Genomic DNA, 17329 nt, shown 5'->3' with positions numbered 1-17329 from the left:
TTCGACGACCACCGGCATCTCTGTTCCGTCCGCATGGACGGGCACGGCGACGCTCACCGCCAATGTGATAAAGTCCGATGCGACGGCGCTTGTCGCCGATGGCGGGACAGGTCTGGTTTACAACAACCTCTTCAGTGCCGCGACCTATGCCACCGGCACGGCGCCCGCCTCCTATACCTGGAACATCGCCCCGACTGATACCGCAGGACGGAACATCGTCCTCGGGAAGTACATCGCGGGGAACTACTGGACGAACGCGACCGGCACCGGGTGGTCTGACACCACCACCGCAGAGACGGGGTACGCGCGGACACCCTTCGAGGTGGCCCCTGGCGTCTATGACAATGCCCCGCTCTGCCGCGTGGGTATGCCGCCTGTCACCGGCGTGGAACTGACCGAGGCCGGCGGAGACGGCTACACGTATGCCCGGGAAATGTACACCATCACATCCCCGGGTTACTACTACTTCGGGACCCAACCCCACCCGGTCAGTATCGAGAGCGACGACGTCGTCATGGACGGACGAGACGTCCTGATCACCGTCGATCCTAAAAAGACGGTCGTCTCGACGAAGGCCCGGACAGAGTACAGAAACGTTACCGTCAAAAACTGCTACATCGACGGCGGTTACATAGGCATCAGGGTGGAGGGGACAGACGCCGGTGATGTCTCCGTCCTCGACTGCACATTGAAGAACACGAAGTCGTACGGTATCTATGCCCGAAACGGCATTGTCGACCGGAACGTCCTGACGAACTGTGCCTATGGCGGTATCGGCTACCAGTCCATCATCGCCTACGACCATGCCCACGTGACAGACAACATCGTCTCCGGCGCCACCAAAGACGGCATCTACTATTCCAACACCCTCCCCGACGGTGACGGCGGCGCCGAGATCGCCAGGAACACGGTGCAGGAAGGCAGGGGAGACGGGATCTTTGTTACCGGGAAGGACGGCAACACCACTGTCAGCAGGAACACCGTGCTCACCATGCGGCACGCCGGCATCTCCAGCACCCCCGGGAAAAACAATCCCGACATCGCGGGCGCCACTGTCCGGGTGCTCGACAACACCGTGACAGACTGCGAGGTCGGTATCGACTCGACGGTGAAGACCCTCGAGATGACCCTTGGCAACGTCGTTACGGACTGCGGCACCGGGATCTCAGGAGACGGCGAGATCGCCGGGAACACGGTCAGGGAGTGCGGGGTCGGTATTGCCGTTCCCGCCGGAGCAACCAACCCTGCAGTGGTCACCGGGAACAGGATCGCCAGCGCCGCAGGGTGCGCAATCTCTGTCGACGGCGGCAGCGGGTCTGTCTATGACAACATCTTCTCCACGGAGACCTATGTCTCCGGCAGCGCCGCATCTGCATATGCCTGGAACGTCACCCCTGTACAGGGAGAGAACAAGAACATTGTCGGTGGCGCCTACCGCGCCGGCAACTGGTGGGGTTCTCCTGACGGCGCAAGCGGTTATTCGGAGACGAACCATGCAGTCAACGGCTATCTCGGTGAGGACCCGGCAAACCGCTACGAACCCGCGCCGGGGGCATGTGACTGCTATCCTCTCGTGCAGACCACTGACCTTGTCATCGACCCTGCCCTCCGCGTTGCAGACGTCGTCGTCGGCATGCCGGCAGTCTTCGCCGCGGAGTATACCGGCACCGACCTTGATGGGTGCGGTGCGTGGACCTGGACCTTTACCAGTACCGCCGGCACCGGGACCCGGTCCTTCTCCTCGGCTACGATGGAAGCGGAATACACCTTCATGCATTCTGGTCCTGCGAACGCGACCCTGACCGTCGCTGACAGGGACGGCGTGATCGCTGGCACGTCCCGGTGGCAGGGAACCGTGGCCACTCTGCCCCTGAAGATAGGGATAAGGGATATCGACGGTGGTGCGACATTCACGGCCAACACCAGCGCCACATTCAGGGCAGATGTCCCCGACCTGAAGGAACCGGAAAATGCGACCTATCTCTGGGAGTTCGTCGGTGACAATGGTGGTACCCTCTCCTCAGACACCTCTGCGGAGACGACCATTGCCTTTGCAAGGCCCGGCATCTGCACACTCAGACTCACCGTGACACCGGGCGGTGCCGATGCCGGGACATACGGCGCAGGCCATGTCGCCTGTACCGTTGTCGTGACAGCCACCCCCGCGGTTTCGACGCCGCCTGAACCGGAAGACCCTGTCAGGCCGGCGATCACATCGGATGTCCAGGCAGTCATTCCTGAGATCTGTCTCGACCGGCAGGACGTGGACGGAGATGCCCGTTTCAATGTTACAGTGGTCAACGCAGCGAGCGGAGAGGTCCCGACCTTCGCCGCAACTATGGGCCGACCGGCCGATGCATTCCTGACCCTTGAAATTTCGCCGGAGAACCTGAAGGACGCGAAGCACCTCGCATACAGTGCGGTGTTGACCGTCTGTGTCCCGACGAGCGCGTTCCCGGAGGACGAGAAGTACAATGTGAGGGTGTACCGCTACAACACTGTTTCCAGTGCATGGGAGGCGCTGCCGACCGTCTGGACGAAGACGGAGGGAGGCTACCATCACTATGGGGTGAAGACACCCGGGTTCTCCGTCTTCACGGTCGTACGTGCCGTGCCGAAGGCTGAACCACCCCTCCCGCCCGAACCGACCCCGTCGTCCTCTGCGAGTCCCTCCGGGAACGGCGGGAAGAGCGACCTTCTCGCTGCCGTCTGTGACGGCGACGGCGTCGCCCACTTCGACGGCGTCGTGCGGGAAGTTTCCCTGGGTTCAGGCGCCTCCGGTGCTCTTGTCGTTGTCGATGATGACGCCGGGGCCAGGCCTGCACAGGCGTTCTACCGCACTATCTCAGTCGTCGTCAAGCGCGCCTCTGTCGAGAACGGCATCGACCTGACCTTCAGCGTGCCGAACAGCGCCTGCACCGCTGCCGGGTACACGAAGGACGATGTCGCCCTCGCCTTCCTGATGGGAGGGAACTGGACAGTCCAGTCCACCCGCTGTCTCGGTGAGGAGGGAGGCATGACCTCGTACGCGGCGCACGTCCCTGCGGAAGGTATGTGTGCGATCGTGTACGGGAAGGGCGTAAACGCGGACAGTGGGTCGGCAGAAGTCGATACCCCGACGCCGACAGTCGCGCCCGCAGAGGTGCCGACGACCGGCGCACCGGTCTCCCCAACTGCAACCCCGACCCTGCCCGCGCAGAGTCCTGGTTTTGGCATCGTCGCCGCCCTTGTGGGTGCTGGTGCGGCAGTCGTCCTCTCGGGACGCAGGAACTGACCCTGTGGATTAGCATGACAACAAAGTGTTATGACAAGCACCGGGGTCCCTTTCAGGGCCCCATCTCTTTTGCGTGAGGGTATGAACACATGACAATGACGAAGATATGCCTGCTGTCGGTCTGCGTCCTGGCAATGGTCTGTGGCGTGGCATGTGCGGCAGACATTGCAGTACAGGAATCGATGGTCGATAACGGCGAAGGGGTTTTCACGATCGGCGCCAGCGACCTGGAAGCGGTCGAAGGAGTCGGTTTCAGGCTTTCGTACGACCCTGACTACCTGGAGATCACCGGGGTGACGAATGTCTCTGCGGGGTACGTGAACTACCATGCGCACGATGGTAACCTCTCGGTGGCACTCATTTTCCCGGAGGCCCTGACGCCGACCGCTGAAGAACCCCTTGTCTCGGTCGCATATGCCACCCTGTCGGATGAACCCGGGTCTGTCAGGATGACGCTGCACGATGCGGAGTACAGCGTCGGTTACCAGAACCTGACCTTCACCCACGAGAGCGCCGCCGATATCTCCTTCAGGAAGGTGGCGGCCGACACGGTGAAGGACGGCAACTGGAGCGCACTGACCCCTGCGTGTCTCCAGTATGAGGTTGTGCCGGGTGTGACTATTCAGGCCCCGACCGTCTCCCATGGCGAGAGGTCGGTCTTCCTGAGCGACGTGACGGTGAGAAAGTACGCCGGTGGTTCGTGGGTCGACGTTCCCCGGTCAGATGTCAGTGTCACCGAAGACGGCAGAGTTACGATCTCGGGAGACCTGCGCGACACCGCAAAACTCAACCTGACCTTTACAGGGAAGGCCCTCGGTGACGCGAACGGTAATGAGGTCGTGAACGCAGCGGATGCACGTGACATTGCACGACATGCGGCCCTTTCAACGCCCATCGATGACGTGGGTGCGTTTTATGGCGATGTGAACGGCAACGGTACGCCTGACCTGGCCGATGTGCGTGACATCGCGAGATATGCCGTGGGTCTTCTGGACGAGCATTTCCACCAGAGGTGAAAGATGAGATTTTTACATTCTATGGTGCTGGTCGCGCTGGCCCTGTTCCTCCTGAGCGGTGCCGGGGCGGCCAGTGCCGCCGAGATCACGGTGAAGACGCCGACCGGGCCAGTACCTGTCGGCGAGACGGTCGTCGTGCCAGTCATCGTGACCGGTGCGGAGAAACTCGATGCATGCGATATCAGCGTCACGGCGGACGCGTCGAGCGTCGTCATCGCCGCGAACACGACGAACCCTGTCGATGGGGCGACATTGACGGTGAACACTGTTGATAATACGGCGAGATTCAGTCTCTATCACCTGACCGGCGTGACCGGCGACCTGCCACTCTTCTATGTGGACTGCACGCCGAAGAAGTCGGGCACCTCCACACCTGTGACACTCGCGGTCGGGTGTATCGCTGAGAATGGTTCTGCCGGCACGCCCGGCGACGATGTCTCCAGAAAATATTCCGTCATGAACGGCACGATCACCACTGAAAGAGACCCGTCGGTCGTGACGACTCTTGTGGTGACGCCGGCGACGGTGTCGCCCCTCTTCACCGGGGCGAAACAGCAGTTTGCCGTGGAGGCCCATGACCAGTACGGCGATGCGATGACCGTGCCGGTGACCTGGGCGAGTTCGAATACGAAGGTCGGGACGATCAACCAGACCTCCGGTCTCTTCACGGCGGTCGGTGCCGGTACTACTGATGTCACCGCATGGGCAGGGGGCAGGACGTCCGGCGCTGTGACGGTGACCGTCAAAGTCGCGCCTGCCCCGACACAGAAACCGTCGTCAGGCGGCGGCGGATCTTCTGGCGGTGGTGGAGGAGGGAGTGGTCCTGCCACAAGCAGCGTATCGCCGGCGGTCGGTACCGCCACACCGACCCTGACGCCCACCCCGGCGCCGACCACACCCCCGGCGCCTGAGACTGTCCGAACCACCGCACCGGTCGCCACAGGCACGGCGACCCCGTCCCCGACCACGTCTGCACAGAGTCCGGGCTTCGGCGCCCTCGCCGCCCTTGCGGGAGCAGGTGCGGCATTCGTCCTCTGGAGCAGGAGGGACAGGCCCTGACTCCTTTTTTTCGCTCTATTGAGATCCTGTTCCGGCGCTCTTCCCGGCCCGGTCATCTTATCAACGTGCACAGTCCATCTTTTTTTATGAGACCGATCGTCTCCGGCATCGTCTGCTCTCTCTTGATCTCCCTCTTTCTGGTCACTGCTGGGTGCACCGGCACGGAAGGACCGGTGGAAGATGGCGCAAAAGATGGCGTGGCATTCAACGGCACCGTCACCTATGTGGACCTTGAAGGAGGTTTCTGGGGCATCAACGGCGATGACGGCGGGCACTTCTACCCGACACACCTGCCCGAGGAGTATCAGGTCGAGGGCCTGCACGTGCGTGTGACCGCGGTACCCGCGGAAGAAGGGATCAGTATCCAGATGTGGGGAAAACGCATCACGGTCACCGGGATCACCCGGTTATAATGTCGCAAAAAAAGATAGGGGTGCCCCGTAGGGCGTCACTGGAACTGGTCCACGCGGAGCAGTTTCCCGCCCGCGGCAAGGATCCTGTCGATCCCCTCCTCAACCTGGTCGACCCGCAGGATGAGCACCGCCGCGTCCTTGCCGGAGTAGGCGTACGAGTACTCGATATTGACTCCAGCGTCGCCGAGGATATGGGCGATCTCGTAGAGGCCGCCCGGTTCGTCACGCATGGAGACGGCGATGACATCGGTGAAAGAGACCATGAAGCCGAGTTTCGTGAGACAGTCGTGGGCCTTCTCCGGCTTGTTCACGAGCGCCCGCACGACGCCAAAGCCGTTCGCCTCCGCGATCGAGAAGGCGAGGATATTGATCCCGGCCTCTTCGAGGGCGTGGGCGATCGCCGCAAGGCGACCGGGCTTGTTCTCTGAAAAGATCGAGACCTGCTTGATGATATACTTCTTCTCAGCCATCTTCAGTACACTCTCCGGTCAATCACTCTCTTTGCCTTCCCCTCGAAGCGGGGGAGCGACCCCGGCGCCACGAGTTCGACGTCGGCCGCCACATTGAGGGAACTCTTCAACTGGTGGACGACCTTCCCCCGCACCTTCATCAGGTCGGTGATCTTGTCGGAGAAGGCCTCCTTGCTCATCTCCACCCGCACGAGCATGGAGTCGAGGGCCCCGCGGCGGTCCACCTCGATCTGGAAGGCGCTCCCGACCACCTCGGGGATGCCCATGAGAGTGTGTTCGACCTGTGACGGGAAGACATTGATCCCGCGCACGATGAGCATATCGTCGACGCGCCCCTGGATGCGCATGATCCTCGGCGCCGTCCTGCCGCAGGCACAGACCGAGTCGTCGAGGGCCGTGATGTCCCCGACACGGTAGCGGATCAGGGGAAATGCCTCCTTTTTCAGGATGGTCATCACCAGTTCGCCTTTCTCGCCGGGCGGGAGTTGCTCGCCGGTCTCCGGGTCGATGATCTCCGGGTATGCGATGTCCCCCCAGATATGGATGCCGTTCTGTTCGGCGCACTCGGTGAACATCGGGCCGGAGAGTTCGCTCGTGCCGTAGATATCGTAGACCCTGATGCCGAGGGTCTCCTGGATCTTCTTCCGCATCTGCTCTGACCAGGGTTCTGCCCCCAGGATGCCGAGGCGGAGACCCGTGTCCTTCGGGATCGAGACACCCATCTTCTCGGCCGTCTCGCCGAGGTGGATGAGATACGACGGGGTGCAGGCGATCGCCGTTACGTGGAGGTCCTGCATCAGTTCGATCTGCCTCTCGGTGTTCCCCGTGCTCATGGGGAGGACGGTCGCCCCAACTCGCTCGGCGCCGTAGTGGATGCCGAGGCCGCCGGTGAAGAGGCCGTAGCCATAACTCACCTGGACCACGTCGCCCCGGCCGAGGCCGCAGGCGGTGAAGGAGCGGGCAAGGGAGGACGTCCAGTTCTCCAGGTCATTTGCGGTGTAGCCGACGACCGTCGGCTTGCCCGTCGTCCCTGACGAGACATGGTAGCGGACGAGTTCCTCCTGCGGGGCGGTGAAGAGGCGGTCAGGGTAGTTGTCCCGCAGGTCCCGCTTGTACATGAAGGGGAGTTTCGTGACGTCGTCGAGCGTCGTGATGTCGTCGGGGTGGACGCCGGCCTCCCGCATCCGCGCATGATAGAAGTCGGAAAAACTGTACAGCCGGTAGACGAGCGTCTTCAAAAGCCGGTACTGGAGTTTTTTCATATCCCCGACCGGCATCTCCTCGACGCGGGGGTCCCACATCCTTACCAGACCTCATTCCTCCTGTCCACGACGTGGCGGGCCTTCCCCTCAAAGCGGGGCAGGCTGCCCGGTTCAACGAGTTTGACGGTCGTCCTGAGGTTCAGGGTCTCCTTAATCGCCTCGGCCACCTTCTTCTGGAGGCGGGCGAGGTCGGCGAGTTCGCCGCTGAAACTCTTCCTGTTGATCTCGACCTCGATCGTCATCTCGTCAAGATGGTTGATCCTGTCCACATATACCATGAACTGATCTCCCACTTCAGGGATGGAGAGAAGGGTGTGCTCGATCTGGGACGGGAAGACGTTGATACCCCTGATGACAAGCATGTCGTCGGCCCTTCCGGTGATGCGCGCCAGTCTCCTGCCGCGTCCGCACGGGCAGTCGTCGGTGAGGATGCGGGTGATGTCGCCTGTGCGGTACCGGACGAGAGGCATCGCTTCCTTGACCAGGGGCGTGACGACGAGTTCCCCCTTCTCGCCGTCGGGCAGGCGTTCGCCTGTCACCGGGTCGATGATCTCGGCGAGGTAGCAGTCTTTCCAGAGGTGGAGACCGTCGTGCTCAGGGCACTCGAAGGCGGCGCCGGGGCCGTACATCTCCGACATCCCGTACGAGTCGAAGGCCTCGACGCCGAGTCTCTCCTCCAGTTCTTTCCTCATGTTCTCGGACCAGGGTTCGGCGCCGAAGATCCCGATCCGCAGGGTGTCGAGGGACGCACCCATCTCCTCGGCGACCTCGGCGAGGTGCATCCCGTAACTGGGTGTGCAGTGGATCGCGGTGACGCCGAAGTCCTGGATCATCTCGATCTGCCGCCTGGTGTTGCCGGTGGCGCTCGGGATCACCGTCGCCCCGATCTTCTCGGCGCCGTAGTGGAAGCCGAGGCCTCCGGTGAAGAGGCCGTAGTTCACGGCGTTCTGGAAGATGTCCTCATCGGTCAGGCCGATCATGGTGAGGTTCCGTGCGATCAGTTCTGACCAGTTGTCGAGGTCCTGCTTCGTGTAACTGACAACGGTCGGTTTGCCTGTTGTCCCTGAGGTGGTGTGGATGCGCACGACCTGTTTCATGGGGACGGCAATGTTCCCGAAGGGGTAGGCATCGCGCAGTTCCTTCTTGTAGGTGAAGGGGAGTTTCTCCACGTCGTCGAGGGTCTTGATGTCGTCGGGCGTGACGCCAGCGTCCCTGAACTTCCGCCGGTAGAAGTCGACGTTCTGCGAGTGGTGTACTGTCCACTTCAGCCGCGAAAGTTGTAGCGCTTCGAGGTCTGCCCCTGAAATCGTCTCCATTTCCCTGTTCCAGAACATGTGCACACTATCCTCTAATCCGGGCGGCCTCCCCGCCCATGATGGTTGGAGAAGAGTTGGGGCCCGGTGCCCAATAACCTTGCTATGTTCTGACATGGCACGGCGGCGGGGTGCTGATGCGGCGAGGGGGGAGGCGATACTTCCGGCATGGTCTGTCGATCCGCGGCAGTTCCTCCGGTCCCGGCGACGCGTGTCTGCTCTCGAAATCTTTATAATGTCAACGTCAGTATGTTGACGTATGCTCCTACGGGTGAATGACCGACAGTTTGTGTTCTGGAACCTGAGACGGAATGGTCTCTCGAACACCGCGATTGCGGATCATTTCACGATCTCACGGCAGGCGGTCTCCCGGGCCCTCATCACGATGGACCGGAAGGTCGGAGATATCCTCCATGACATGGCAAAGGCAAACGGGATCGAGGTCCTGCGTCTTGATCCCGTTCTTGGCGTCCTGATCGGTCGGTCTGTGCCCCTCGGAGTCGATGCTGTCATCTTTGTCTCAAAAAAACATGGTGTGCAGGTCTGGTACGAGCATGAAGGCGACTGCACCGACTGCCCACGCCATGACGAATGCATGACACTTCTCCGTGACTTTGCACGGGAGATGAACATGACTTTCACGGAAAACGGGAATCCGACTGAGATGGCGGACGAGATCTTCAGGAAAGTGAAAGGGGTGGTCTGATGTACCGAATAACCGAGATGATAGGGAAGATGATGGGATGGTGTCCGGATCAGGAGATGGTGGTGACGGCACGGGTCGGAGGGACTGATCAGAATACCACCGGAGGCGGTGGAAATGGTTTGCCGACGGTACGGTGGTCTCGCCTGGCGATGATCGGGGTCGTCGCCATTGCTTTCCTTCTCGGGATCGCCGTGTATCCGACGATGCCCGAAGAAATACCCTCACACTGGAACGCGGCAGGTGAGGTCGACGACTATCTCCCTGCATTCTGGGGCGTATTTCTGTGGCCTCTCCTCCTTGCAGGCATTGCTGTGCTCTTCCTCTTCGTGGTGCCCGCCCTGGATGCGCGAGTGGAGGCCACGGCGGAGACCAGGCGGCGATACGATGCCCTCGGTCTGGTCACCGCCCTCTTTCTCTTTGCCGTCTATGTCGTCACCATCCTGTGGGCGCGGGGGATCGAGGTCTCGATGCCCGCCATTTTAGCGGTGATCTTCGGGATTATGGAGATCGCCGCGGGTTCCCTCATCAAGAGGGGACTTGACCGGAATTCTTTTGCAGGGATCAGGACGCCATGGACACTTGCGGACGAACGTGTCTGGAAGATAACGCATGAACGGGCCGGCGTTGCCTTCCTGGTGGCGGGAGTCCTCACTCTGCTCACTGCCGCGGTTCCGGGGGTGTATGGGTTCGTCCTGCTGGTCATGATCCTGATCGCCGTCTGCATCTATCTGGTCTGGTATTCCCGGCAGGTGTATCTGGAGGTCGTGAGTCATTCACGGACCTGAGATATCTCTGTCCTCTCTCAGGACAGGTCGCCCTCCCGCGCGATTTCGAGAGCGCGGAGGGCACTCTGTTCCTTGTCCTTGATCTCAAGCATGATGTCTGGGTCGTGGGGTCGGGCGGCGGCGAGGAAGGTGGCGAAGTGAGTCGGGTCGAGGGTGCGGGCGTGGCGTCCGCGCCGCTCCCCCGGTTCCTGGGAGGAGTAGTCGACCATGGGAACGCCGTCCTTCTCTTTCCAGGTGGCGGCGCAGGCGGCGACGGCCGCACCTGTGCCGAGGGAGGAGGGGTTGCACTCGTGGTGGAAGACGTCGAAGAGGACGGGGACGCCGCACTCGCGGCCGACGGCCCGGCACTCCGCTTCTGTGTACAGGCGGTCGTCGTTCTCGACGACGAGGCGCCGCCGTACATCCGCGGGGAAGTCCCGGTACCGGTCGAGAAACCGACCGACGGCCGCTTCTCTGTCCCCGTAGACGCCTCCGAGGTGGACCTGGACCTTCGCGGTTGTGTCGAGGCCCATGGCGTCGAGGACCACGGCATGGTATGCCAGTTCGGCGCCGCTCCTCTCACAGACTCCCTCGTCGGGAGAGGTGAGGAGGGTGAACTGGTCCGGGTGCATGGAGATGCGGATGTTGTGGTCCCGCACACATGCCCCGATCCCGGCGAACTCCTCCGCAAAGACTTCCGCCCAGTCGAGGGTGTTCACAGGGTGAGAGGCGAAGGGGACGAGGTCTGAGGTGATTCTAAAGAAGAGGAGATTGTGCTCCGCGTTGAACGCGAGGATCCGCGAGAGACAGGTGAGGTTCTCCGCGACCGTCGAGTGGAACCTCTCCTCGTTCCAGGACTTCAGCCTGAAAGTCCGGGCAGAGGTGCAACCGACGACGGTGTTCATGCAGGGGTACCCGATCCGCATCAGAGCGTCTGCTGGGCGGGTGCGCTCATAACCCTTTGCCGGTCGGCGATCCGGCGCGCCATGAGGGCCGACCTCTCCCTGTCCCTGAAGAGAAGCATGACGTCGACCGTCGGGGGGGCGATCGCCGCAAGGAAGGCCTCGAAGGCGGCGGGGTTGACCGACGGCGGGTGCGGCACGCCAGGTTCAAGAGATCCGTAGAAGACGATCGGCACGCCGTCCTCCTTCCCCCAGGTCCGGGCACACTCCCTGACGGCCTCGCCGGGGTCTCCCCTGGCCTGGTGGTGGTCATAGGCCACAGGCACGCCGCAGGCCCGGCCTATGGCGCAGCAGTCTTCGACCGAATGGACGCGGTCGTTCCTGATGACAAGACGCCGGGTCACCGCGTCGGGGAGGTGGTCATACTCTTGATAGAACTTTTCAGCACTGCCCCTGTCCCCGCTCCCGATCCCGACCGCTATCTTTGCCGTCGTATCAAGGTCCATTGTGTCAAGGATGGAGGCGAGGTGGGTGAGGTCGTCGCCTCGCCTCGCCGGGGAGAGGGCGGCCCTGACAGGGCATATCATGACGCGCATACCTTTCTCCCTCACATAGGATCCGATGGCCGCAAGGTACTCTGCGTACGCGCCGGGTCTGTGCGGGACGACCCGCGGGTCGATCGAGAAGAATGATAGCCCGGCCTTTTCATTGAATTCAAGGGTCCTTGCCAGGCAGGCAAGGTTCTCGACGACCACTGCCTCCTCTTCCTCTTCCTCAAGGGTACGCAGGTTGTCCGGGAGCGAACCTTTCATGGTCCCGATGGTCAGGTTGGTGCAGGGGTATCCGATTTTCATTGTGTTTCCGTGTTTCCCGAACTCTCATATCAGGAATTATTTCCTGTGGAGGCCCGCCATGATGTCCCTGAGAGGTGCACGAAGGGTTTTCTTTTCTCTTTCCGCCTCTCGTGCATGGTTGGCCTTCCCTTTTGCCAGGGCGATCTCGACGTATTTCTGTAGTTTCCTGATGCCCTTTTTGACGTCGCCTGTCTCCTCCCCGGTGATCCCGGCATGCAATTTGAAGAAATACAGGTCGTTTTCCAGTTCTCTCCAGACGTCGTCGGCCATATCGTCCGATATGGACATCTTTTTGTATTCACTACACTTTTCAAGCCAATTTGATGAAATTATCTCAAAACGTGAATCAATCGACTGAACCATCCCGCTTCCTCATATAGAATACTAAATTCCGCAGGTCCTATTTATGCGCTTGTATATTGTGCCGGTCAATCGCACTCCGTACTGCAGTCTCCTCCCGTCTGCCGGGTACATCGTTGGCGGGTCGGGATCACGACCTCCTCTCCCCCGGACTGATACCCTTAATACCCCCCGATAAAAAAGATATATAGCGATTTCACCTGACCACACCGTGTGGTCGGGCCAGTCCTGCACCCGGGAATGGTATCATGAGCGATTCACAGATCAGTTTTGACGAGGCAAAACTCACTAAATACCGCGAACTTCAGGAGGTCGGGCTCACCCTGTACCCGGCTCACTATGAGCGGAAGCAGACCCTCGGCGAGATCAAGGAAACTTTTGCGGAGATCGGTCACGACCCGAGCGAAGAGGAGGTCGTGACTGCAGGGAGGGTCTATGCCCTCCGCCACCACGGCAAGACGATCTTCATCGACATCGGGGACGCTTCGGCCCGCCTGCAACTCTATGTGCGGAAGAACGACGTCGGCGACGAACCCTTCGAGTTCATCAAGAAGTACCTCGATGCGGGAGATATCATCGGTGCCACCGGCCATGTCTTCAGGACGAAGATGGGGGAGATCACCATCTGGGTCAGCCGCTTCGAACTCCTCACCAAGTCGGTCTGCCCGATGCCGGAGAAGTTCCACGGTCTCAAGAACACCGAGCAGCGGTACCGTCACCGTTACCTCGACCTGATCATGAACGAGGAGTCAAGGCAGACCTTCCGCACCCGCAGTCTTGCCATCGCAAGCCTGAGGAATTTCCTCAACGGCAAGGGCTTCATGGAGTTCGAGACCCCGACCCTCCAGCCCATCTACGGCGGCGCGAATGCCCGGCCCTTCATCACCTACCACAACGCTCTCGACCAGAAACTCTTCCTCCGCATCGCCCCTGAACTCTACCTGAAGAGGCTTGTCGTGGGCGGTTTCGAGAAGGTCTACGAGATCGCGAAGAACTTCAGGAACGAGGACATCGACACCAACCACAACCCCGAGTTCTCGATGGTGGAGATCTACGCCGCCTACCATGACTATGAGGACATGATGAACCTCACCGAGGAGGTCATCACCCATGTTATCATGAGCGCCCTCGGCACGACGACCGTCACCTTTGCGGGCAACGAGATCTCCTTTGCCAGGCCATGGAGGAGGCTCAGCATGGAGGACGCCGTGAAGGAGTACGGTGGCATCGACGTCTACGCCACACCGCTCGATGAACTCGCACGGATCGCCGAGAAGGAGAATGTGGAGAAGTGCGAGACGGCGAAGACTCACGGTGACTATCTCCCCCTCTTCTTCGACCACTATTGCGAGGAGAAACTCATCCAGCCGACCTTCATCTACGACTTCCCGGTCGAAAACTCGCCCCTGGCAAAGCGCCACCGCTCGAAGCCCGGCTTCACCGAGCGTTTCGAACTCTTCGTGAACGGCATGGAACTTGCGAATGGCTTCTCCGAGCTGAACGACCCGATCGACCAGAAACAACGTTTCGAGGAGCAGGACACAAAGCGCCGCCTCGGTGACCTCGAAGCGCAGATGATCGACTATGACTTCGTCAACGCCCTTGGCTACGGCATGCCCCCGACGGGCGGGGTCGGCATAGGCATCGACCGCCTTGTCATGCTCGTCACCGGCAACGACTCGATCAAGGAAGTGATCCTCTTCCCGTCGATGCGGACGATCGCAACAGAGGACGGAGAGGAAGAATCAGAAGAGAAGCAGGAGTGAATAGCCCCCTGATACGGCTCCACGGGGTGGAGCTCTTCTTTTTTTTTGCTCTGTTGAAATTCTTGTCAGAGTGAATGAACGGGAATTTTAGTAGACGGGTGCGAATTCTTTCCCTGAGAGAAGGGATGCTGAAAGGTCCCGTACAACTCCTGCAAGAGGTTCATCACTGATGCTTTCATGGAGCGCCAGGAGGAGGCGGTCGACAAGGGCGTCGGAGAGGATGCACCGCCCTGCTCCAGTTTCATAGTCCGTCGCGTCAAGGCCTGCGCGGACGAGAGCGAAGACAGTCTCGTCTACCATCGCAGGCTTGAAGCCGTCGATGAGGTCGTTGACGAGGGCGCCATCCCCTTCGTGGAGGACACCGGCGTCCGGGTCCAGGCCGGCTGCAAAGACCGCACACTGCGCAGTCCCATACAACAGGGCGTACCCGAAAGAGAGCATCGCATTAACAGGGTCGGTGTGGGGCCGAACAGTCCGCCGCCTGAATCCGGCGTCACGTGGGAGGGGCCTTGCCATCACTTCATAATATGTATCGGTGATCAATCTGCTGACCCGCCTGAGTTCATCCATCTTGATCAGGTATGGAAGTTCGTCCCTGTTCCTGTGGAAGAACTCAAGTTCTCCCTCATAGAGAAAAGACCGGTCTGTTCTGTCATCCATGCGCTCGATCGCAAGGATGCGGGCATCGGCCGCTTTCCGTGCAAATGTCAGGGCATAGGTATACCCGAAGATCTTTTTCTGGGCTTCTTTCACCCTCTCCCCGGCATCGTACCCCGGAGGGAGGACCTGGCCGGCAGGAACGCCATCGGCGTCGAAGAACGAGATGGGTATGCCGGCGCGTCTGAGAGAGACTACGGCCGAGGTGTGGACAGTGTGACCGCCGACGATGATCAGATGACCCACGTCCCTGAGGTCATACTCCTGCACCGTGTTCATTCTCCGAACGTTCAGGGTATTTCGGCTCGCCCTGATGTGCGCACCCGAACCTGCGACTGTCACCCATCTTCCTGCCCGTTCCATGGTTAAAATCCTGTTACTGATGATCTGATGTGGCATCTCCCCCTAGATGAACAGATCGATATCCCCTGATGTTCTCCTCGCAATAAGCATGACTGCCACAGGCGTTTCTGAGAGAACCATCAATGTCCTCTCTCAGGGATGTCCCGGGGCCATAACTGTCTCTTCTTTCAGGCATATGATCGAGATAGCCTTCCCTTTATCTGTTTGCTCGGATACAACGCCGTGGATCTCTGTCTCGAAACCCGGGAAGGCTTTATCGAAGTCCTCATAAAGAAGGAGGAAGTTGACAAGGCAACGGTCCTCCTCCAGGATTCTCTCGCCGGGCATCAGCACCGGGATGCCGGGGGGGTAGGGGACGACCATCACCGCCGCCGTCCTTCCGATGATGGAGCGGAGAGGCACTCTCTCGGTTTCGCCGGCCACGAGGTGCCGGTAGGCCTCGGCCGGTGTCATCACGGCCTCGGGGATGCCGGCGTACACCGTCTTCAACACGCCGGCAATGTTCCGTCTCCTCAGGTAGGCATGCATTGCGTCGCAGAGGTCGGCAAGGCCCATGCCACCGTAGACTTCAGGATGAGCGCGTGTGAGTGCGGGAAAGACTCGCTCAAGCGGGGCGTTCTCGTCGTAGAGATCCTTGAATTCAAAGAGCTGGGCGATGAGCGTGCCAGATTTCCCCCGCGTTATCCCCATTGTGAAGAGGATGAGGAAAGAGTAGAATCCGCTCTTCTCCACGACGATCCCGCGGGACTGGAGGAAGCGGGAGACGATCGGGGCCGGGATGCCGCCGCGCATTCCCATGCCGCCGTCTTTCTCCACGCCCGGCGTGAGGACGGTCACTTTCAGAGGGTCGAGGAGGACATAACCCTTGTCCAGACCCTCAAAACCATGCCAGGTATCCCCGGGTCGCAGTGTCCAGAAGGCGAGGTGCTTATCCAGATCGTCGCCAGCTTCGGGGCGGGGCTGCAGGTCGGAAAAATCTCCGTCCTCGGGCTGCCAGATCCCGAACCACCACCTCCCCCTCTCCTCCTCGCCCCCTGCCAGCTGGTCCCTGATCTGGACCATCTTCTGCCTGAAGATCAGCGCCTCTTCGAGAGTGTCGGCGATGAGGGCCGTGCCCGAGTCCCCCTCCATCATCTTTGCGGCGACGTCGAGGGAGGCGATGATAGAGTAGGCGGGCGATGTGGACGAATGCATCATAAATGCCTCGTTGAAGCGTTCCGGGTCGACGCGGTTCCCTTCGGGGCGGTGACCGTCAAGGATGTGGACCATAGATGCCTGGGAGAAGGCGGCGAGCACCTTGTGGGTGGACTGAGTGGCATAGAGAACCGGGTCGTCGGGGCCGAGGCCAACCGCAGACATTGCATACCGTCCCTCGTACAGGGGGTGGAAACAGGCATAACCATACCATGCCTCGTCGAAATGAAGGGCGTCCACCATGCCCCGCAGCCATCCCCGGATCGCGCCGACGTCGTAGCATAGCCCGTCGTAGGTTGAGTTCGTGATGACAGCGAGTTTCGGGGTGGCACCCCCTTTCACGAGTGCGTTTGACCGTATTTTCTCCCGGATTACGTCCTGTGAGAACTCGGATGCGGGGATGGGGCCGATGATCCCGTAGTTGTTCCGTGTCGGGATCAGGTAGACGGGAATGGCGCCTGTGAGGATGATAGCATACATCACCGACTTGTGGCAGTTCCGGTCGACGAGGACAACGTCGCCGGGTGATAAGCAGGCGGAGAAGACGATCTTGTTCGCCATCGAGGTGCCGTTCGTCACAAAATATGTCCTGTCAGCCCCGAAGATCCGGGCCGCGTCGGCCTCGGCGTCGCCCACCACCCCTGAGTGCTCCAGGAGGGACCCAAGTTCGGGGACGGAGACGGAGAGGTCTGCCCGGAGAGTGTTCTCGCCGAAGAACTCGTAGAAGAGTTTGCCGACCGGCGACTTGAGGAATGCGGCGCCACCCGTGTGACCGGGGGTGTGCCAGGCATAGGTGTACTCCTGGGTGTACCTCACCAGTTCCCCGAAGAATGCCGGGAGGAGGGTGTCAAGATAGTCGCCGGTGACGTCTTCGATCCTGCCGGCGATGAACCGCGGTGTGTTGTCAAGTTTCCAGAAGTAACCATCAATGGTTACTTCTGGAAACTTGACAACAC

15 protein-coding genes are annotated in these 17329 nt (G+C 60.6%); 7 read left to right on the top strand and 8 right to left on the bottom strand.

Going from position 1 to position 17329, the window contains the following annotated elements; all coding sequences use genetic code 11:
* From Q0520_RS08230 to Q0520_RS08215, 4 genes are all read left to right on the top strand, one after another.
* Positions 1 to 3274: NosD domain-containing protein (locus Q0520_RS08230; protein ID WP_298668706.1), on the top strand; the 3274-nt coding region annotated here is incomplete at its 5' end.
* Between the two features lie 89 nt (positions 3275 to 3363).
* Positions 3364 to 4290 carry a dockerin type I repeat-containing protein gene (locus tag Q0520_RS08225; protein ID WP_298668703.1) on the top strand — a complete coding sequence of 309 codons (927 nt, stop codon included), beginning with the start codon at positions 3364 to 3366 and terminating at the stop codon, positions 4288 to 4290.
* A gap of 3 nt (positions 4291 to 4293) precedes the next feature.
* A complete protein-coding gene (locus tag Q0520_RS08220) occupies positions 4294 to 5349 on the top strand; it encodes a PGF-CTERM sorting domain-containing protein (protein ID WP_298668700.1) in 1056 nt (351 codons plus the stop codon).
* 86 nt (positions 5350 to 5435) lie between these two features.
* Positions 5436 to 5762, top strand: a complete 327-nt coding sequence (locus Q0520_RS08215; RefSeq protein WP_298668697.1) for a hypothetical protein — start codon at positions 5436 to 5438, stop codon at positions 5760 to 5762.
* Positions 5763 to 5797: 35 nt separating this feature from the next.
* Here the strand turns inward: Q0520_RS08215 and Q0520_RS08210 are convergent, their stop codons facing one another.
* The 3 genes from Q0520_RS08210 to Q0520_RS08200 are packed head-to-tail and all read right to left on the bottom strand — an operon-like array spanning position 5798 to position 8828.
* Positions 5798 to 6232, bottom strand: a complete 435-nt coding sequence (locus Q0520_RS08210; protein WP_298668695.1) for an ACT domain-containing protein — start codon at positions 6230 to 6232, stop codon at positions 5798 to 5800.
* Between the two features lie 2 nt (positions 6233 to 6234).
* On the bottom strand, positions 6235 to 7533 hold the full coding sequence (locus Q0520_RS08205; protein ID WP_298668692.1) for a phenylacetate--CoA ligase family protein: 1299 nt from the start codon (positions 7531 to 7533) through the stop codon (positions 6235 to 6237).
* 2 nt (positions 7534 to 7535) lie between these two features.
* Entirely contained in the window at positions 7536 to 8828 is a 1293-nt protein-coding gene (locus tag Q0520_RS08200; protein WP_298668690.1) for a phenylacetate--CoA ligase family protein, read from the bottom strand.
* A gap of 238 nt (positions 8829 to 9066) precedes the next feature.
* Between Q0520_RS08200 and Q0520_RS08195 the strand changes: the two genes are divergently transcribed.
* Complete coding sequence (locus Q0520_RS08195; protein WP_298668688.1) at positions 9067 to 9513, top strand: hypothetical protein; 447 nt, start codon at positions 9067 to 9069, stop codon at positions 9511 to 9513.
* Positions 9513 to 10298, top strand: coding sequence for an SdpI family protein (locus Q0520_RS08190; protein WP_298668686.1), 786 nt, complete (start codon positions 9513 to 9515; stop codon positions 10296 to 10298). The genes Q0520_RS08195 and Q0520_RS08190 overlap by 1 nt, the downstream gene beginning before the upstream one ends.
* Positions 10299 to 10315: 17 nt before the next feature.
* On the opposite strand, the gene uvsE is transcribed toward Q0520_RS08190, so the two are convergent.
* Genes uvsE through Q0520_RS08175 form a run of 3 tightly spaced genes read right to left on the bottom strand, consistent with a single transcriptional unit; the run spans position 10316 to position 12321 of the window.
* Positions 10316 to 11203, bottom strand: a complete 888-nt coding sequence (gene uvsE / locus Q0520_RS08185) for a UV DNA damage repair endonuclease UvsE (protein ID WP_298668684.1) — start codon at positions 11201 to 11203, stop codon at positions 10316 to 10318.
* A complete protein-coding gene (locus Q0520_RS08180) occupies positions 11203 to 12033 on the bottom strand; it encodes a UV DNA damage repair endonuclease UvsE (protein ID WP_298668681.1) in 831 nt (276 codons plus the stop codon). Before Q0520_RS08180 ends, uvsE begins: the two co-directional genes overlap by 1 nt.
* A 36-nt stretch (positions 12034 to 12069) precedes the next feature.
* Entirely contained in the window at positions 12070 to 12321 is a 252-nt protein-coding gene (locus Q0520_RS08175; RefSeq protein ID WP_298668678.1) for a hypothetical protein, read from the bottom strand.
* A 320-nt stretch (positions 12322 to 12641) separates the two neighbouring features.
* Between Q0520_RS08175 and lysS the strand changes: the two genes are divergently transcribed.
* A complete protein-coding gene (gene lysS / locus Q0520_RS08170; protein ID WP_298668675.1) occupies positions 12642 to 14159 on the top strand; it encodes a lysine--tRNA ligase in 1518 nt (505 codons plus the stop codon).
* Positions 14160 to 14246: 87 nt separating this feature from the next.
* Here lysS and cas1 read toward each other — a convergent pair whose 3' ends face one another.
* A complete protein-coding gene (gene cas1 / locus Q0520_RS08165; protein WP_298668672.1) occupies positions 14247 to 15179 on the bottom strand; it encodes a CRISPR-associated endonuclease Cas1 in 933 nt (310 codons plus the stop codon).
* A gap of 132 nt (positions 15180 to 15311) precedes the next feature.
* Positions 15312 to 17329 (bottom strand): lysine decarboxylase (locus Q0520_RS08160; protein WP_298668669.1); only part of this gene is annotated, 2018 nt, incomplete at its 5' end.

It is taken from the genome of uncultured Methanofollis sp. (genome assembly GCF_937919355.1).
Classification (GTDB): domain Archaea; phylum Halobacteriota; class Methanomicrobia; order Methanomicrobiales; family Methanofollaceae; genus Methanofollis.
Note: the sequence above shows the minus strand (reverse complement) of the source record. Positions and strands in the feature narration are given on the sequence as shown.